Origin of the sequence: Lentisphaera araneosa HTCC2155, assembly GCF_000170755.1 — a bacterium.
Classification (GTDB): domain Bacteria; phylum Verrucomicrobiota; class Lentisphaeria; order Lentisphaerales; family Lentisphaeraceae; genus Lentisphaera; species Lentisphaera araneosa.
Genome location: NZ_ABCK01000012.1, coordinates 130,979 through 150,387 on the forward strand (window position 1 = coordinate 130,979; position 19,409 = coordinate 150,387).

A 19,409-nucleotide genomic window follows, 5' to 3' on the forward strand; every position below is an offset into this window, starting at 1 on the left:
CAGAAGCTCTTGGAAAAAGAAACTTATCAAACTGCAATGATCGGTATAACCCAGCTTTCTGACTAAAGGTCAGTTCTTTCTTTATCTTTCTGTTGATTAAAAATCGTAATGAGTTTTTTTAATAATTCAGGGTGCTGATCGGCGACATTTTTTTCTTCGAGAAAATCATCTTTAAGGCTATAGAGCTGAAAGGAATCCTTGAGTTTAATGAGCTTCCAATGATCCTTGGTAATCAGCGTGCCATAGGTTCTTTTACTGCCATTGATGAAAATCCAATCGTGCTTTTGTTGATTTTTCCCTCCCAATAAAACCGGTAAATAAGAGAGGCTATTTTTACCCTTGGGAATTGATTGCCCAAGTATAGCTGCCATGCTTGCCATAAAATCATAATGACAGGCCAAATGTTCTGTTTGACCACCGGCTTTAATCTTTCCCGGCCACTTCACAAACATGGGGCAGTGAACCCCACCCTCGAAATTACTCCATTTTAAATTGGCCATGCCGGCGGCGCCATTGAAAATATCGCCGCCATTATTGCTGCGCCATTTTTTATCGGTGTAATTTGCCGGTGTACCATCTGCCAACTGAGTTTTAGTTCTTTTTGGCAGGAGCTTATTCTTATTTTCATAGTAGGTTTCATGGCCATTATCAGAAGTAAAGAAAATAATCGTATTCTCTTCAAGTCCCTGCTCTTTAAGTTCCTTGAGGATTAAGCCCACATGATGATCCAGAATTTTAATCATGGAAGCATACTTTTTTTCCGAAAGAGTGAGCTCATTATTATTAGCCACTTCAGGATGCAGGGCATTTACGGCTACAGGACCATGAGGCAGTTGAGTGGAATGATAAAGAAAGAAGGGGTCATTTTTATTTTCGCGTATAAAACTCAGCATACCATCGATAAAAATGTCCTGGGAATAAGTCGTCCCGTGACTGCCCACTGGCTCATTGCCTCTTTCACTGGCTTTACCTGCACTTGGATTAGTGTTGCCCTTTAAAGGGGTTTTCTTGCCATTTTTCCACAAGTACATGGGATAAAAACCGTGAGCTCGACCGTGATCATAAAAACCTAAATGATAATCCCAACCGAGCCTTTGAACACGCTCATTCCAAGTCAAAAAGCCAATATCAAGCTTGCCGAATTGGGCCGTTTTGTAGCCGGCCTGCTGGGCAATATTGGCCAGAAAAACTTCATGCGGCGGAATTGAAACTTCTTTTTTACGTGAATTAATGTAGGCGTCGTAGGCCTGTTGCCAGTCATTTTCCTTGGGGTGTTTAGCATCCAATTTTTTAATAAAGCCTCCAGGGGTGTGTGAACCAGCCCCTTTGTGACCATCGTGCATTCCTGTGAGCAAAGTATAACGAGCCGGAGCACAAAAAGTACTGCCATAGTAACGTTTAAACTCTATGCCCTCTTGAGCTATAGAGTCGATATGAGGCGTACTTAGGTGTTTTTGTCCATAGTGACTTAACATTCCTTTTCCGAGGTCGTCGGCATAAATCAAAATGATATTGGGTTTGTCCTGCGCTGAAAGCAGAGAAAAGGTGCACAGATAGACAAAAACTGCCAGCTTAAAAATTATTGAGCTTTTCATTTGACTCTTAAAGATTTTGTTGCTTTTGCAGCTCTTGCGCAAGGACTTGCTGGCTTGGATAAATCAGTTCATTGACATGAATTTTGGCTTCATTTAAATCCACATCACCGGATTTATTTTTATCCGCCCTTGCCAACAAGGCGTTTAAGTGAGCTTTAACATCTCTAAATACTTCGAATTCCTCTTTGGAGAGTATCTGATTATTATCCTTATCGGCGGCGTTAAACATTTCTTCAGGACTCTTTCTAGACATCCGCCACCATAAGGAATTGACTACCGCCAGCTCAAATTCCTGTTCATTGAGAGCTCCTGACTTATCCAGGTCAAGTTTTTTATAGAAGTTGCTTGCCCCATGCTTGGGAGCATGAGCTTTGATTTTCTCCGTTAATTCCACATAGGAAACACGACCATTTATGTTTATGTCGGCCAGTTGAAATAGTTCACTCATAGTCATCTTCAACATTTCCGGAGTGGGGTCCAGAAACTGTTTTTCAATGGGCGGAGTTAAATACATTTTTTTAACTGTATCTCCCTGTACTGAAGCCCTTATAGTGCAAGCGGTATTAATATCTTCTTTCTGTCCATCAAAGCCTACATAAATAATTTGGCTATTTTCATCAAGCCGGATTTTTTTATGCGCCTTTTTGCCTTTGCTAGTCTCAACCAGTAAATGATCATCATGAACTTCCAAAATATTGGCAATGACTTCCGGGCTTTTCTTTGCTTTTTCAGCCGCATTTACAGTCACTAAATTCGTAATAAATGCCATTGAAAGTGTTAAGGTGAATTTACATACCAAAGTCATATCTTATTCCTAATAAATTTAAGTTATTTTTGATGGAAGGCTTCGCTACTCACTAAAGCCTGAATAAAAGAGCTGATTTTGTAGTCATTTGACTTAGCTGAGTTAAGGATTTTATTGACTAGGTCCTGATCGGTAAAGCCAAAAGGACGCCCCAAGGCATATTCAATCAAATGTTCGGTGAAGCCTTGGGCAAAGTCTGTTTCGCGTTTGCCAATAAGTTCACGCATCGCAAAGTAGTCCTTAAAGGCGGGCCCATTATGGAATGCCCCGGCCGGATCAATTTTATGTCCTTTCTTACTTTGGACTTTACGTTTACCTCCACTCAAAACTGCAAATTCCATGTCACGCCATTTCCCCACGGGATCAAAATTTTCTAGGCCAAAACCGATGGGGTCAATCTTTCTATGACAGCTAGCACATTGAGGTTCAGCCTGGTGCGCTAAAAGTTTTTGACGCGTCGTCAGGTTTTGTCCTTTAACAGCCGAGAGCTGAGGTACATTTGCCGGAGCCGGTGGTGGTGGTTCATTAAGCAAGTGACGCAAAACCCAGGCACCACGCTCAACTGGGCTGCTTTCAGCCCCATCGCTGCCCATGGCATGAATCGCCGCCATACCGAGAAGTCCGCCTCTGGGAGAGCTTTTCGGTAAATTGACTTTACGGTATTCATCGCCGGTCACACCTTCAATACCATAGTAGGTTGCCAGCAGTGCATTTATAATGACGTAATCGCTGTTTAAGAGTTTAGCAATTTGCCCTGCTTTGTTATTGCGCATAAGGTAGGCAAAACTTTTGTAGACTTCCTGGCGTGAGGCCTCGCGGGTGGCATCATCAAATTCACGATAGAGGGTGGTATCGAATTGAAAAAAATCGAGGCGTTCCATATCTAACCATTGATGAAGAAAACCGGAGACAAATTTGTCTGCACGGGAATCTGCGATGAGGCGTAAGACCTGGCGGTTCAATACATCTGGCTTAGTGAGTTGCTTCTTTGCAGCTAGGCTCATGAGTTCCTCATCGGGAGGCGAGCTCCAGAGGAAGTAAGACAGGCGCACAGCAAGCTCGCGATCATTGAGTTTACGACGCCCCTCTCCCGTACTGGATTCATTAAAATAAAGAAAACCCGGTGAGGCTAAAATAATACTAAGAGGCTTACGGATAGCGACATCAAAACTTTCACCAGCAGAACGGCGGAGCTTAAATATATTTACCAAGCCATCTAGGTAATCCTTTTCAGCAGCTACGCCGCGAAAAGCTTTTGCACTGAACTGCTTGAGAATTTTACGAGCACGATCGCTTTCATTTAAGGAACTGCTATTTTGAACCCACCAATCCATTTGCGATGCAGGAGTCTTCTTAGGAGGATGAGGCCCTTCCAGCTCTAGCCAATCAATCCAGATTGCCGGAGGAATGCCGTAGCCGTTTTTCTTGGCATACTCACCAATAGTTCCCCAGCTCGCCTTCACGCTGTCATTATGCTGCTTCTCCTGTACGCTAAACTCTTTAGTTGTATTAGAATCTATTTCAATAGGGACTTCAATGATCTGTGGCTTATCCATAGTTCCTGTGACTTGTCGTGTGGCAATCGGTTTTCCTGGAAATAAACCGAATTGCCAGCCTGTTTGAATCTGCGGGTGACCTATATCGATATAACGCCGATGTGCAGGTTCGCGCTCAATTGCAGCCACGCTAACACGTAAAGTATAGCTACCCGGGACTAAGTCCTCTGATCCAATATCAACACGTCCATAACCTTTACCAACCATCAGGTAAGAACCGCTATCGCGTTTAGGTAAAGAGGCAAAATGTTTGTAGAGGGCAAAGTCCTTCTGAGTATGAATAAAACGAAATGTTGTCGCCGGATGCCAGGCTTCTTTAAAACCAAAATCTTTGTGATTGGGGGCACCTTTCAATTTATGGGCACTATGATACAAATCGTATTCACGCGGAAGTTTTTTATTTTTAGGCTTTTGCTTATAAATATTTTCTACGATTTCTTTATTTTCGGGAGCCTTGGCCAGCTCATCAACAACCTTTTGCCACTTCCTAAACTGAGCATAAGTCTTTTCCTTACTTTGAATAAATTTATCTATTTGAGGGTTAAACACCTTCTCCGGTTCGACTCGGTAAAGCTTAGATTTCTCCTGAGCTACACTTTGGCGAAGAAACATTTCATCGATTGCCGAACGTCCCAATTTGAGGTAGGTTTCGAATTGATCACTGGAAATAAACTGTGAAGAACCCACGGTATCAAATCTGCCCGCACTTTCGTCAGTGGGTAATGTATCCACATCAACTGTAGCTCCAGTCAATTCTTTGATAGTATTTTGATACTCGCGGCGATTGAGACGCTTCATGGTGATTTTACCACCGGAATCTGATAACGCTTTGCGTGCCGTCACCATAGTCTTGGAAAGGTCGTCTAAAAAGTCGGCTTTCTCATGGCTTTTTGGCTGTTTTTTATCTTCAGGGGGCATCTCTCCAGAATTGAGTGCATTGAGAACCTTTTGCCAGGTTTCTGCTCCTTGGAGCGTTTGAATATTAAAATCCAAATCCTCAAGATTTACATTACCTTCTTCCTTTTCTTCACCATGACAATTGAGACAATAATTGGCTAGGAAGTCAAAATTCTTTTCAGGGAGGGCGGCCTTTTCAGCCTGTAAACTATAGGTTCCTAGCAAGGATAAAGATATAAGAAATTTCTTCATGCCTGCAGCTCCTTAATAATGCCGGTACTATCGCCATGACTGTCAGCTTTTATCCCCATTCCCTGCAGTAAGGTGAGCCAAACATTACACAGTGGCGTGTGTTCAGGTAAGACAAGGTTGTGGCCGAGCTTAAGGTTTGAGCCTCTGCCAGTAATTAAGGTTGGAACATTTTCGATGTAGTGAATACTTCTTATGCCACCGCCAAATACGACTGTTGTATTATCAAATAAACTGGTGCCGTCGGCCTCTTTAGTTCTTTTGAGCTGGTCGATCAAACCGGCCAATAATTGAGTATTAGCTTTATCTCTTTTTTGTGAGGCCTCCATGCGTGGCCCGGGTGCATAGTGACTAACTGTATGAGGCGAGAAACCCGCATCAATACTTTGTAGAAGGGTTCCAACTGGTAATTGGTATGTGATGGCTCGGGTACTATCAGTCTGTAGTGCGGCAGTCATAAGCTTGTAGATCATTTCGATTTCATCTTTCCCTTTTAAGCCGAACTGAGGCTCTATCAAGGGTGCTTTTGCCTTAGGTACGGTGAGCCAATCTTCATCTTTTTTCAAGCGGATCTCGATATCGCGTATACCCTGAAAATACTCATCCAACTTTTCATTATCGTCTATGGATAACCCACGCTGAACCCGTTTAGCATCTTTAAAAACGGTATCTAAGACACTGCGGTTCTCAGCGATGGCTACCTGACGTTGTTCCAATGGCATATCATCCGCCGAAAAAAGCTTGTGAAAAACTTGAACTGGGTCCTTAATCCCGCCAATTGGCTTCCCTTTTTGATCCCACGACAAAGACAAACCTGGGCCGTGACCTCCATTAAAATCGTCATCACCGACCAGGGGCAAAGAAGAAAAACGGGTATGATGTCCAACTTGATGAGTAATGACTTGATCAAGTGAAATGCTGTTGGACATATTCTGACCTGGAATAGCGTAGCGATTAGCTCCCGTCAACCAATTAGTACTGCCGTTATGGGCACCAAAATGATGCTCATGGCGGCAACCCTGTACAACGGTGAAATCCGATTTATGCTTTGCCAAAGGTTTTAAACCAAGCGGAAGTGTGTAATTAGAACCTTTTTGAGTCAGGTCCGGAAACCAAGTTTCCTGAGTAACGCCAAAGCCCATACTAATAAAAATAGCTCGCTTGGGGGCTCTGGTCGATTTCCTCTTTGTACCTGCGTTGGCTTTATAATTCATTGAAGCCAGGCCTGGTAGTGCAATAAGTGCACCGGATCCCCGTAAAAAATTGCGACGATTGATTTTAGCGTTCATAATTTATCCTTGAGTTGTATAAAAACGTGGTCATAATTCTTGAAAGATGGTTTGATGGTGAGGCTTAAGAGCCAAGGTGACTGAGTGTGGTTTTTTTTATTAAAGTCTCCCTTAAAATGGCAGTTGGACTTGATCCTTAGTCCACCCACCATGAAAACCCAATTGACCTAAAGAGCCTATACTATGTCCTTGCACATGGCCGTCAATAAACCATACATTTGGTCTATTATCATGGCGAAGATGAATGCTACCTTGGGTGGCCTGAAAACGGTCCCACCAAAAAGCCACAGCCTGATAGAACTCGCCATTCCACTTGGCAGCTGAATCAGCATAGTGAAAAAATTCGCTCGCCGACTCTACTTCAGGAGGATTAACAAAGCGTAAATCAGTTGTTTCCATATTAACACCGTCACGTTGATTGCTATATTTGTCTCTAACTACTCCATAAGCCCTTGCTTTATAACTAGCTGCCCACTCCGCATCACTCACCGGCATCGAAGGACAAGTCATGGCACCCTTGGCAATAGGTAAATAGCCATCTACATACATGACATTTGCCCACCAGCCATCATGGCTATTTCCGGGACGGCTGACAATTAAACTTCCTTCATTATCATCCGCATATAAATAAGCCGCAATACCAATTTGCTTGAGATTATTTTTACAGACTGAGGCGCGACTCTTATCACGAGCGCTGCTCAAGGAAGGTAAAAGCAATGATGCCAAAATTCCGATAATGGCCACTACCACTAAAATTTCTATCAAAGTAAACTTCTTCATAAGATGCAAAGCCCTATTTGTTTTTATATATAAATAATTGTGAGATTTCAGCTAATGACAGATTGAGTAAAAAATTTTCAAAAAAACATTTGTAACCTGATAAGCTATCATGACGATACAGCTCAAACGCGAAACAATATTTTTTCATTCTCCACTCAGGCAGCGACTACGAAATTGAAAAAAAAAATTGCGAACTCCGCGAGATATAAACAGCTAACAAGGATTTTATATCGAGGCTCTTTAGATGCGACAGATGACCATATCTTTCAAGTGACAGAAGGTTTGAGATCTCAAGTGAATAAGTTATTTTAATATCTAATTACTGTCAGATTATGAAACTTCACGACAATCATTGAGTAAATTTAGCATGAGAATAAGTACAGCATTCAAGTATTTAGCGATTGCACGGGAGTTTTATGGAACATTACACAAGACAAACGCTACTTCAAAAAATTAAAGATACGCACAGCGAAGACTCGTGGAATGAATTTGTAAAAATCTACCGGCCTTATATTTATCACGTCATTAGAAGTTTTGGCGTGAAGCATGATGAAATTGAAGACTATGTGCAAAATACTTTGCTTGTTTGCTGGAAAAAACTTCCGGAATTCAATTATGAACCACAGAAAGGATGTTTCCGTTATTGGTTGTGTCGAGTGGCTAAATCGATGGTGTGCAATCATGGACGAAAATTTAGGCGCAGAGCTGAATTAGATAAAAAAATTGAAATCCCAACTATGCTTTCACCTGAAATTGAAGAAATATCTGATAGGGAATGGATCGATTTTATTACTAAAATGGCTTGGGGTAATATAAAAACTAATCTGTCTGAAAACGCTCGCTTAAGTTTTGAAGCACTCATGGAAGGTGAGTCATTAGATAGTATATCTGAAAGATTATCTATCCCCAGAAATACGATCTCAGTTAACAAAAAAAGAATTACTCAAAAAATGCTTAAAGAGATTCAACAACTGAAGCGTGAATTAGGCTGAAATTACAAGTAATTCCGAATTATTCCCCATTAATAACAGGTGAGCTAATCAAGATGGACGACGAGATAAACAGTTGGAAAAGCCTTTACAAATTGGCTGAGGAAGATGGTCGTGAAAATAGCCTTCTTTATTCACTGTGGAACGTTGAAAATCGTTACGAGAAGCCGGAAATAACTGGTTCGGGATCGATGAAAAATATCATTCGCACGGAAGATACAGTCTCTGGACGCGTCATTGCTAAAGCTGTACTTAAGAACCCTCAAGATGAACAAACTGTAGAAAGTTTTCTGAGAGAAGCGCGTATTACAGCTATGTTACAGCACCCAAATATTGTTCCACTCTACGACATAGGTCTAGATGATCAGGGACAGCCTTATTTTACCATGAAATTGATTAAGGGACTTAGTTTAAGAGACATCCTTGATAAGCTCATCAATAAGGATCCGCAAACTCTCAAAGATTATCCACTTCCCAAGCGAATAGATATTTTACTCAAAGTTTGTGACGCTCTAGCTTACGCACATTCACGCGGTATAGCTCACTTAGATCTTAAGCCCGATAACATAACGGTGAGCACCTTTGGTGACGTTGTTGTTTGTGACTGGGGCTTAGCAGCGATTATTGGTCATAATGATGATATGGATGTATCCCTGATTGAAAGCCTGGACTACTTCAGCAAGCGCTATTATACCCTTAGTGGAGAAATCAAAGGAACCCCGGGTTACATGTCTCCAGAGCAGGCTAAAGGAGGCGATGCGGTGAAAGATGAACGTAGTGATATTTTCGCCCTCGGATCTATCCTGTATGAATTACTGAGTCTTGAAAACGCTATCGACGGTGAGGATGTCAAGGAAATAATTAGCAAAACTCTTACGGGCCATTATGTGAAGCCAAGTAAAAAAAGACCGGACCTCGTCATACCGGAAAGTTTGGAAGCCATTTGCATGAAGGCCTTGCGCTTACATCCGCAAGAGCGTTACCAATCGGTTGAAAAAATTATTTCTGATATAGATGCTTACCGAAACGGTTTTTTGACTGAGGCCGAGGAAGCCTCCTTTGCTAAGCAGTTGACTCTTCTTTATAAACGAAACAAAGGTATTTGTCTGCTGGCTATAATGCTTGTTTCTGTGATAGTTATTGGTTCACTGGTCTTTATTGAGAGTTTGAGAAAGGAAAAACAGCTTACGACTAAAGCTTTAGAGAAATCTGAAACTTTACTCGATATGAATAAAAAAATATCAAGAGAAGCCAGCTTAAGTTATAGATTTAAAGCTAGGACAGACTATTACCGCTTTCTACCTTCTCAGGCTGTGGAAGCTTATGAGGCAGCTCATGTACTCCATGGAGGTGATTTTAGGTCCTACTCATATTTGGCGAAGTCTCTTTGTGTGCAGCAGAGGTTCTCTGAAGCCAAAGAAAAATTGTCTCGAGGCCATGACTTATTAGTCAAGAAACCCGAAGAATTTACTGTCTTGACTATGCAATTATATTCAGATTTAGTCGCCCTGAATTCCCACAGGATTTTAAGTGTTCAGGAGCTTTGCCCCCTAGTGAAAAAATATTTAGGTACTGATAGGTATATGATCTTTAAGTCCCAGGTATTTACCTGGGCCATCCTCAATACAGAAAGAACTGCGGGCAATGAAATTGAAGAAATTGAGGCAGATCTGAACTGGCTGCTCAGCCAGGAAAATAAAACTCCAATCAATGGTAAACTAAGGGGGTGGTATATGGGCTTGAAGTTCGATTTATCCGGTCATCTGCAATTGCATGACATTCGTAGTATTTCTCAATTTACTTTTACAGAATTAAATATCCGTGGCTGTGACGTGAAGGAAATGGCTTTAGTTAAAGCTTTCCCGAGGCACCCAAATATGGATTCTTTTCAAAGAGTAGCGACTTTGCTTCTGGATGAGGGACAGGCAGTACACAAATATGCCTTTACTAAAACGAAATTGCTTCGTAAATAAATTTTCACAAGTCCTAATCCGGATGATAAAATTATCTGGGACATAAATGTGGTCACTGCAAGCCGTTATAAAGTCTCCTTGGATTATGTCGTACCGGGAAGTGATGTGAGGGCCAGTATAAAAATCAGCATGGGTAAAGCATCAATAAGTTCCAAAATTGAAACGGCATTTGATCCGGAGCTGTTTCCTGCTCATGACAGATCAAAAAGAGCTAGTGAATTAGAAAAACCGTGGAAGAAAATTACACTCAGTGAAATGGATCGGTACGGGCAGGGCGCAACTTATTCTGTCGGCGGATACCATGACAGTTAAGCATGTGCTCAATTTGAAAGGGCCATCAATCTTTGTCCTTTAGATCTATCCTCTCCCTGGTACAAGTTCTTGAAGATTTTTCAAAAGATTCGTGCTTTGCTAAGATACATATACAATTGTGCAAATGCTTAAAATCCACATTTTTTTTTAATTGATCTGTCACGCTTTGAAATTTCACTACAATCCTTGGGAAAGTTGATAAATTTTAAGGAACTCAAAGATGATGAAATATCGTTTAAAACAGAAAACCTTATATGGACTGACGAGGTTTTAAATGCCAAGCCTTTCCCTTATTCCAAGATTTAGAATGCCGCTTATCCAAAGTCTAATTTGTTTGTTTACATGTTTCAGTTTGTGCGCTGACAATGTTGAAAATTGGCCGCAACGCCCGGTCAAAGTTATCGTTCCTTTTGGTGCAGGTGGCAGTAGTGATACCTTTACGCGTCAATTGATCCGCGTTATTAAAAAGGAAAACTTACTGGATCAACCCTTAGTGGTTATTAACGTCGGCGGAGCAGGCGGGACTATTGGCAGTCGTCGAGTGCGTCATGCACGTCCGGATGGTTACACAATGCTGATGCTTCACGAAGGCATCTTGACTGCCAAACATGCGGGCAAGGCAGTTTATGGTGCCGAAGCCTTTGAGGCTGTAGCTGCGACGGGTAAGAGCCCCAATATTATTGCCGTAAAAAGTGAGTCGCGTTTCAATTCACTCAAGGAATTAATGGCTGAAGCCAAGCAATCACCCAATGCATTGAATTTTGCTGCTAACATCGGGGCTCCAAGTCATTTTGCCGGCCTCATTTTAGAGAAAACGGAACCGGGAACCCTGTTTAATTTTGTTCAATATGGCGGCGGAGCTGAACGCTATGGCGCGATCATGGGTGGACATGTGGATATGAGTGTTTTCTCCATCGACGAATACCTGCGTTATAAAGATGGTGGTCTCAAGGCTGTAGCCATATTTTCCCAAGAGCGCCATGCGGCAGTGCCGGATTTACCAACTGCCATTGAGCAGGGCTTTGATATGAAATCTTCTATTATGAATTTTTGGTGGATGCCCAAGGGAACTCCGGAAGCAATTCAAAACAAAATGTCGGAAGTAATTGCCACGGCAATGCAGTCTGAAGACATGCAGAACTTCATGAAAACTAGCCGGATTGAATCGCTAACTTTGAGTGGGGGCGATTTAAATAGGGAAATCAGCGATCGCGAGCAAAGTATTAGCAAAGTATCTATGCGTAAAATTGATGTACTGCCTCTTTTTGAACGGTGGATTTTTGGCTTTGTTGTCTTTTTAGCTATTTTGGCGATGCTGCAGAAGAATAAAGTTAAAAAAGAAGATCCCCTGTGGAATGCCCGTTCTCTGAAAGTTTTTGCGCTGAGCGCCGTCTATGTCTGTATTTTATCATTAACATCACTTTCTTACCCCCTGGTGAGCAGTGCTTTTGTTTTTGCGCTGGGCCTAATTATTGCCGAGGGTAAAAAACCGGCATACCTCAAACTCGCCATATTTTCTTTAAGCCTTTCATTTGGGCTCTTTTTTCTCTTTACACGTGTCTTAGTCGTGGACTTACCGGGATAATATTATGAATGCTGAAGTTCTTCAATACCTCTTTTCTCCATCAACTTTACTCTTATTAGCCCTGGGAACCTGGTTGGGTATTGTCGTAGGGGCCATTCCCGGTTTAACCGGTGCCATGTTAATTGCTTTAAGTTTGCCCTTAACCTTCGCCATGGATGGCACCGATGCCTTAGCTCTGCTCATTGCCATGTACGTGGGCTCTGTGAGTGGTGGCCTCATCACCGCGACGCTTTTAAAAATGCCCGGTACGCCATCATCTATAATGACGACTTTGGATGGCTACCCACTGGCGGCTAGCGGCAATCCCGGTAGAGCCTTAGGTCTTGGCATATGCGCTTCCGGCATGGGCGGCCTCATTTCCTGGGTTTTCCTTGCCACACTCGCCGCACCCGTTGCGAAGTTCGCACATCACCTTGGTCCCTTTGACTTCTTTGCCTTAATAATGATGGCTATGGCCTTGATTGCCCTCGTGGGAAGATCCATGCTCATGGGACTTCTTTCCGGTTTTATTGGCATGCTCTTTTCGATGCCGGGCTTTTCACCCTCCAGTGGTGAATCTCGTCTCACATTTGGTTTTGCCGAAATGAATGACGGCTTCAAACTTCTTCCGGTGATGATAGGTCTCTACGCCGTAGCGGAAGTCGTTGTAATGCTTAGGAAGACAGATGGTGAAATTAAAGAAATTACCGATAAGCCCACGGGAATGTGGATGTCCCTCGCTGACTGGAAAAAGTATGGCGTGAACATTTTCAGATCATCGCTTCTGGGGACATGGATTGGTGTACTCCCGGGAATTGGAGCAAATGTGGGTTCAGTAACAGCTTACACACTGGCGAAGAAGTCCTCAAAAGAACCGGAGAAATTTGGAAAGGGCAGTGAGGAGGGCATAGTCGCCTCTGAATCTGCGAATAACGCAACTGTGGGTGGCGCACTCATTCCCTTGCTGGCCATGGGAATCCCCGGTAGCGTGGTGGATGCTATTTTACTTGGCGGCATGGTGATTCACGGTCTTCAGCCCGGTCCTTTATTGATGACGAGCCACCCTGACGATGTGTGGTCTTTAACCGGTGCCATGTTGATCTCAAATATCATGATGATCGGACTTATGGTTATGAGTGTGGGTTGGCTCTCTAAGTTGGCAAAGATCCCTAAGACTTACCTCATCCCGGCGATCCTCGTTTTTTGTGTCATTGGTTCTTATGGTTTATCTAATCGCATGTTCGATGTATGGGTCATGCTTTTCTTCTGCCTCGTTGGCTTGGCCATGCGCAAACTCGACATCCCGCTCGCTCCCTTCATCATTGGTTTTGTATTATGGCCAATGGCCGAGGAAAACCTTGGCACAGCACTGATGAGTCACAATGGGAGTTTCATGCCGATTTTTAAACAGCCTATTGCATGTACATTGCTTGTGTTAACAGTTGCGATGCTCGCATTTTCTTTTATTAAACAAATCAAGAAGACAAAAAATGCCCAATAAACGCCCTAATATTCTTTGGTACTGTACTGACCAGCAACGTTTTGATACCATCGCTGCACTCGGTAATGAGTACGTCCGAACTCCAACAATTGATCAACTCGTTAAGCAGGGTGTGAGCTTTGTCAATACTTATTGTCAGAGTCCCATTTGCACTCCTAGCCGCTCCAGCTTTATGACGGGTCTCTATCCCTCGCGTGCGCACAATACTCGTAATGGAAACGATACTTTTAATCACCCACCCTTGATTTCCAAAATGATTGCCGATAGTGGTTATGACTGTGGCATGATTGGTAAGTTTCACCTCTTGAGTTCCGGCAGAAGAACTGAGCCCAGGCTTGATGATGGTTTTTCTTTCTGGAAGTTTTCTCATGCTCCCCGTGACGATTGGGAGAGCGGTCACGATTATGCTGATTGGGTAAAAGAGCAGGGCGGTGACCTGGATGAAATGAGGCATTCACCTGAGCGTGTGCGCCCGCATTTACATCAAACCAAATGGTCCACGGATATGGCTATTGACTTTATTGACGGCAAACGCGATGAGGATCAGCCCTGGATGCTCAATATCAATATTTACGACCCCCATCCCCCCTTTATTCCACCCCGGGAGTACGCGCAGCAATTTAGTGCCGAAGATATGCCCGGTCCTTATTTCCGTGAGAGCGATTTAGCTCAGCAGGAAAAACTCTCTGTTTGTGATTTCCAAGGAGAAATTAAGACCCCGGAAGGTCACGACGCCTACCAGGCTCAAGCGAATTATTACGCAATGATCTCGCAAATTGATGATCAATTGGCTCGACTTTTAAAGCATTTAGACGATATCGGTGAGAGAGAAAATACCCTCATCGTCTTCACTTCTGATCACGGCGAGACTTTAGGTGATCACGGTTTGATGTGGAAGGGCTGTCGCTTTTACGAAGGTTTAGTGAAAGTTCCACTCATCATCACTTATCCTAAAGAATTTAAGTCAGGCCTAGTGGCAGATGGACTTGTGGAACTCTTTGATATGTCTGCAACTCTTTTAGAAGTGGCCGGTGTAGACTTGCCCAACTACTTCCAAGGTCAGTCACTGATGCCAACTTTAAAAGGCGATTGTGATGGTCAGCATATTCGCGATGCAGTTCGCTGTGAATACTTTGACGGACTGGATATGAACTTTACCGGTGGTGATGGTTCTTTCGCGACTATGTACCGCGAAGGCGATTATAAGATCTCCATCTATCACGACAAAAACCTCGGCGAGCTCTACGATTTAAAAAACGACCCATGGGAATTTGAAAACCAATGGGATAATCCTGCATATGCAGAAATCAAAAATAGCATGATACTCAAAAGTTTTCACAATCATGTGATTCACACTACCGATGTGGGCTCCGAACGCATAGCGCCGATGTAGGTCGTATCGCCTTCGGCTCAAGGTATCGCCTTCGGTTCAAGGTATCGCCTTCGGCTCAAGGTATCGCCTTCGGCTCAAGGTATCGCCTTCGGCTCAAGGTATCGCCTTCGGCTCAAGGTATCGCCTTCGGCTCAAGGTATCGCCTTCGGCTCAAGGTATCGCCTTCGGCTCAAGGTATCGCCTTCGGCTCAAGGTATCGCCTTCGGCTCAAGGTATCGCCTTCGGCTCAAGGTATCGCCTTCGGCTCAAGGTATCGCTTTCGGCTCAAGGTAATTCATCATTGTTTACTTTAAGCTCCACGCCACTTTGAACGTAGTGAACCTTGAGGACGAAGTCCGACACCTTAAGCACCGCGCCACTTTGAGCATAGCGATACTGAATCTTAAAGAATTTCTTATAAAAAAACCATGATTTTGTCACATTTAATTGACTCACAATAATTGTAGGGCAAATCATAAAATAATTAGGACTTAGCAATGAAGACAAATATCAACCGCCGCCATTTTTTACGTGGTGCTGGTGCAATGATTACTTTGCCGGCACTAGAATCCCTAGGCTATGACAGCCGTTTATCCAGTCGCGTTCAAAAGCCGGCCACGCCCCCAAATCGTCTACTTTTTATGAGTATCGGCTTTGGTGTAACTGACAAGACATGGTTTCCCAATATTAATGATACTGGCTCCGATTATAAATTATCTAAGGGGCTTAAACCGCTTGAACGTCACAAAAATGACATGGCAATTATACAGGGTTGTCAACATCAATATTCTAATGAAGCGCATTGGGGCAGTACTTTCTGGCTCACAGGTGCTAATCGTTATGCAGTTCCGGGTCAAAAGTTTCATAACACGATTTCTGCAGATCAGGTTGCAGCTAGACAATTTGGCAAGAATACACGCTTCTCCTCCATTCAGATTGATAGTAAACGTGCCAATAACGAGGGTCATGGGCCGGGTCTTTCCTTAGCATGGAATGATCAAGGTAAACCGGTAGCTGGTCTCGATAGTGCAGATAAACTTTTCCATGCGCTCTTTTCAGAAGACACTTTACCTTTGCCCGAGCGTCAGAAAGCGATTGCCAAGAAACGCAGCGTCCTTGATGCCGTACTGACTGATGCTAAAGGCATACAACGTGGGCTCAGTAAGGGTGATACAGATAAATTGAATGAGTACTACCAGAGTATTCGCGATATTGAAGTTCGTCTCGCCAAAGATGAGAAGTGGCTCGATGTCCCAAAAACAGCCGCACCGCTTTCGGAACCTAGAGCTGGCTTGGAAGGTATAGATGAAATAAAAGTCATGTACGACCTCATGGTGGCGGCTATTCAAACCGATAATACACGTGTTCTAACTTATCGTCTTCCCGGGCAAGCTTTACTCAATAGCCTTGGTTATGAAGTAAGTTCCCACAATGTGAGCCACTATTCTCCGGGTGATCGTGAGGAAGCCTCTAAACAGCGCGACTTAGCTCATTCTAAACTTCTCGCGGGACTCATGGATAAACTCAAAGCAGTGAAAGAACCCGATGGATCAAGCCTTTTTGATCACACTCTATTGGCTTTTGGTTCTAATATCCGTTCAATTCACCATTTGGATAACTGCCCGACATTAATTGCCGGTGGTAATAAAAATCTCAAGCTCGGTCAGCATATTGCGGCTAAAAAAGATACTCCACTTAATAATGTATGGCTCAGTATGCTTCAGGCCTCCGGTGTGAAGGTCAATAGCCACGGCGATAGCACTGGAACGATTAAGGAGCTCATGGCATGAAAAAATTAACTAGTACATTGTCGTGCTTATTTATTGGTTTAAGTATGCAAGCGGCTCCACCTCAAGCTATTTTAGCCGAGAAAAACTTCGATTTCCTCGCCAATTACTGTCTCAATTGTCACGATGAGGAAAAGCAGGAAGGTAAAATTAACCTTGAGGATCTGGATTTTCATATCAAGACCATTGAGCAGGCTGAGACCTGGCAAAAAGTCCTCAATGTTATGAATTCGGGTGAAATGCCTCCGGAAGATAAAAAACAGCCAAAGAATGATGAAAAGGCTGAGTTCCTGGATGAACTGGCACTCACTATGGTAAAAGCGCGTGAAGTTCTTTCCGATTCAGGTGGAAAAATCACCATGCGTCGCCTCAATCGTCGTGAATATCAGAACACTATGCAGGAGATCTTGGGAGTAACGGTGGATGTTGAAGCCCTGCCGGAAGATGGTGGCGGAGGTGCTTACGATACTTCGGGCTCCACTCAGTTCCTATCAAGTGATCAGTTTGAGCAGTACCTAAAAATGGGAAAAACCGCCGTTTTAGAGGCCTTTAAACTTCGTGAGAATAAGGCCTTTAGCAGCCCCATGGTCTTTCGTGTCGAGCCCGAGGAAACGGTAAATCCCTTTCTTTACAATGAGTTAGAGGAGATGGATGATATTTACCTCAACTACAAAGCCTGGATAGCAGAAGTCGATCAAGTTGCCGCTTTACCTGAAAACAAAAAAATAATGGATGAACTAAAAAAAGAAGACCCTAAGCTCGTCCCCGGTAACATAGAATTTTATCGACAAGCAAACAAACTTAAAGGAATGCCGAACCCCAACAAGTATGGCTTCCGCGATCATAGGCGAGCCACTTTTGGCAACCTCGTTAAAAATAGATCCTATGCTTACTTTAAACACTACCTAGATTTACCTCATAATGATCGAGGAACTTACTTGAAAAACGTATGGGGAACCAATCGGATTTTGATTAAGCCACCGGAAGGGACTCTTAGACCAGGTAAGTATAAAGTGCGTATCAAAGCTGGCGTTGTTGAAGGATCGGAAGACTTCCGCCATTTTATTCAGCTCGGCCACCCACAGAGAACAAACCATGTGCGTTCAGGCCTTGCTGACGTTATGAGTACTCACCACGTTTCAGGAAGTATAGAGAACCCCAATCTCATCGAAACAGAAATTAATATTTCAAGTAGTACACCCCATGAGTTTGCCATTCAGGAACGCCAGCCAAGTAAGAACACGGCTCTAAGAAAAATTTATGAGGCAACTAAGAAAAAGAATGGTTATGGCCTTCCTCCTTCAATTTGGGTTGACTGGATTGAAATAGAAGGACCCATTGCTCAAAAAGAAACTACTTTGGATAAGACTTTAAAATCGCATCCTGTTATTTCCTCTACAAATAGTCATACGGCTATGACTGAATTTAAGCAGGTTCGCAAGTTTTTGACAGCATTTGCGAAATCCGCAATGCGCGGTCGTGAACCCTCGGAAAAATACATTGATCAGCTCATGGAAATTTATGATGGAGAAAGAAGAAACAAGGAACAGTTACGCGTAAATTGGAGAAAGTTAGTTCCTTCACTAGCTGAGCCTATAAGTATTATTTTGGCTTCACCGGGTTTTATCTACCTCAACGAACCGGGTCAGGATGAGTCACGTCGTGCTTTGAATGATCGTGAATTAGCCGTGCGTTTATCCTACTTCCTTTGGAGCAGTCCACCGGATGAAGAATTACTCAAACTCGTAGAAGAGAAAAAATTGCGTGATCCGCAAATTTTGAAACAGCAGGTAGATCGCCTCATTACTGACCCTCGTGCAGATAAATTTGTCGCCGGTTTAGTTCACCAATGGCTCGATATGAAGCGCCTCGACTTCTTCCAGTTCAATGTGGCCTTGCACAGAGATTTTGATGATAGTACCCGTGAGGCAGCTCGTCAAGAAGTTTATCAATCCTTTTCCCACCTCATGCGTGGCAATGAGGGTGGTGAACTCGGCAAGCTCATCAAAAGTGACTATGTAATGGTCAATGGACTGCTCGGTACTTATTATGGACTCGATGGCGTGGAAGGCGATGAATTCCGCAAAGTTAAATTACCAGCTGACTCACCTCGTGGTGGTCTACTAGGTACGGCAGCGATCAGTGCCATGGGTAGTGATGGTCTGGAATCCAGCCCCGTGGAACGCGGTGCCTGGGTACTCCGCCACTTGCTTCATCAGCCACCACCTCCTGCACCAGCCAATGTCCCGCAACTTTCTGAAGTTAAGGGAGATAAGCTCACCACACGCCAAAAACTTTTAGCCCATCAGGCGGAACCTCAATGTGCCAGCTGTCACCGCAAGATCGACCCCATCGGCTTTGGTATGGAGAACTTCAGTGCTTCGGGTAAATGGCGTACAGAAGAGCATTTCCATGCTAAAGGAAAAAAAGCGATGACCTGGAAGATCGATCCTTCCGGTAAATTCCACAAGGGACCAAAATTTGCCAGCTTCTTGGAAATGCGTGACCGCATTTACGACGAGCAAGACGATTTTGCCCGCGGTTTTACCGAGGCCTTAATCTCTTATGGCTTAGGGCGTTCTTATGCCTTTACCGATCAGGAACTCGCCTCGCAAATTGTGGCTTCCGCAAAAAAGAATAACTACGCCGTGAGTGACTTTATCCACAGCCTAGTTCAAACTGAACAATTTAAATCCAAGTGAGGTTAAGAACCAAGACCGCTCGTGCCGAGCTGTAAGAA

General features: G+C 43.4%; 14 protein-coding genes. 8 read left to right on the forward strand and 6 right to left on the reverse strand.

Annotated features, from left to right (window positions below; genetic code table 11):
- Positions 1-62: 62 nt before the first annotated feature.
- The 5 genes from LNTAR_RS13370 to LNTAR_RS25785 all read right to left on the reverse strand — a co-directional run bounded on the left by LNTAR_RS13370 (position 63) and on the right by LNTAR_RS25785 (position 7,171).
- Positions 63-1,595: an arylsulfatase gene (locus LNTAR_RS13370; RefSeq protein ID WP_007279247.1), complete on the reverse strand. Its 1,533-nt coding sequence runs from the start codon at positions 1,593-1,595 to the stop codon at positions 63-65.
- A 7-nt stretch (positions 1,596-1,602) separates the two neighbouring features.
- Positions 1,603-2,394, reverse strand: a complete 792-nt coding sequence (locus tag LNTAR_RS13375; RefSeq protein WP_157473574.1) for an EF-hand domain-containing protein — start codon at positions 2,392-2,394, stop codon at positions 1,603-1,605.
- Between the two features lie 29 nt (positions 2,395-2,423).
- Positions 2,424-5,105, reverse strand: a complete 2,682-nt coding sequence (locus LNTAR_RS13380) for a DUF1592 domain-containing protein (RefSeq protein WP_007279249.1) — start codon at positions 5,103-5,105, stop codon at positions 2,424-2,426.
- Positions 5,102-6,391: a DUF1552 domain-containing protein gene (locus tag LNTAR_RS13385; RefSeq protein WP_007279250.1), complete on the reverse strand. Its 1,290-nt coding sequence runs from the start codon at positions 6,389-6,391 to the stop codon at positions 5,102-5,104. Before LNTAR_RS13385 ends, LNTAR_RS13380 begins: the two co-directional genes overlap by 4 nt.
- Before the next feature lie 111 nt (positions 6,392-6,502).
- Positions 6,503-7,171: a type II secretion system protein gene (locus LNTAR_RS25785; RefSeq protein WP_007279251.1), complete on the reverse strand. Its 669-nt coding sequence runs from the start codon at positions 7,169-7,171 to the stop codon at positions 6,503-6,505.
- Positions 7,172-7,587: 416 nt separating this feature from the next.
- On the opposite strand from LNTAR_RS25785, the gene LNTAR_RS13395 reads away from it, so the two are divergent.
- The 6 genes from LNTAR_RS13395 to LNTAR_RS13420 all read left to right on the forward strand — a co-directional run bounded on the left by LNTAR_RS13395 (position 7,588) and on the right by LNTAR_RS13420 (position 14,903).
- The gene (locus LNTAR_RS13395) at positions 7,588-8,163 is read left to right on the forward strand and encodes a sigma-70 family RNA polymerase sigma factor (protein ID WP_007279252.1); all 576 of its coding nucleotides are present in this window, start codon (positions 7,588-7,590) and stop codon (positions 8,161-8,163) included.
- Between the two features lie 53 nt (positions 8,164-8,216).
- Entirely contained in the window at positions 8,217-10,133 is a 1,917-nt protein-coding gene (locus LNTAR_RS25790; RefSeq protein WP_007279253.1) for a protein kinase domain-containing protein, read from the forward strand.
- Between the two features lie 48 nt (positions 10,134-10,181).
- Positions 10,182-10,445: a hypothetical protein gene (locus tag LNTAR_RS13405; protein ID WP_007279254.1), complete on the forward strand. Its 264-nt coding sequence runs from the start codon at positions 10,182-10,184 to the stop codon at positions 10,443-10,445.
- 352 nt (positions 10,446-10,797) lie between these two features.
- A complete protein-coding gene (locus tag LNTAR_RS13410) occupies positions 10,798-12,030 on the forward strand; it encodes a tripartite tricarboxylate transporter substrate binding protein (protein WP_007279255.1) in 1,233 nt (410 codons plus the stop codon).
- 4 nt (positions 12,031-12,034) lie between these two features.
- On the forward strand, positions 12,035-13,510 hold the full coding sequence (locus tag LNTAR_RS13415; RefSeq protein WP_007279256.1) for a tripartite tricarboxylate transporter permease: 1,476 nt from the start codon (positions 12,035-12,037) through the stop codon (positions 13,508-13,510).
- Positions 13,500-14,903, forward strand: coding sequence for a sulfatase family protein (locus LNTAR_RS13420; RefSeq protein ID WP_007279257.1), 1,404 nt, complete (start codon positions 13,500-13,502; stop codon positions 14,901-14,903). The genes LNTAR_RS13415 and LNTAR_RS13420 overlap by 11 nt, the downstream gene beginning before the upstream one ends.
- Positions 14,904-15,167: 264 nt before the next feature.
- Here the strand turns inward: LNTAR_RS13420 and LNTAR_RS27560 are convergent, their stop codons facing one another.
- Positions 15,168-15,338, reverse strand: coding sequence for a hypothetical protein (locus LNTAR_RS27560; RefSeq protein ID WP_162026400.1), 171 nt, complete (start codon positions 15,336-15,338; stop codon positions 15,168-15,170).
- A gap of 41 nt (positions 15,339-15,379) precedes the next feature.
- Between LNTAR_RS27560 and LNTAR_RS13430 the strand changes: the two genes are divergently transcribed.
- Positions 15,380-16,672 (forward strand): DUF1552 domain-containing protein, encoded by a 1,293-nt coding sequence (locus LNTAR_RS13430; protein WP_007279259.1) that lies wholly within the window; start codon positions 15,380-15,382, stop codon positions 16,670-16,672.
- Entirely contained in the window at positions 16,669-19,371 is a 2,703-nt protein-coding gene (locus tag LNTAR_RS13435) for a DUF1592 domain-containing protein (protein WP_007279260.1), read from the forward strand. Before LNTAR_RS13430 ends, LNTAR_RS13435 begins: the two co-directional genes overlap by 4 nt.
- The last annotated feature ends 38 nt before the right edge of the window (positions 19,372-19,409 follow it).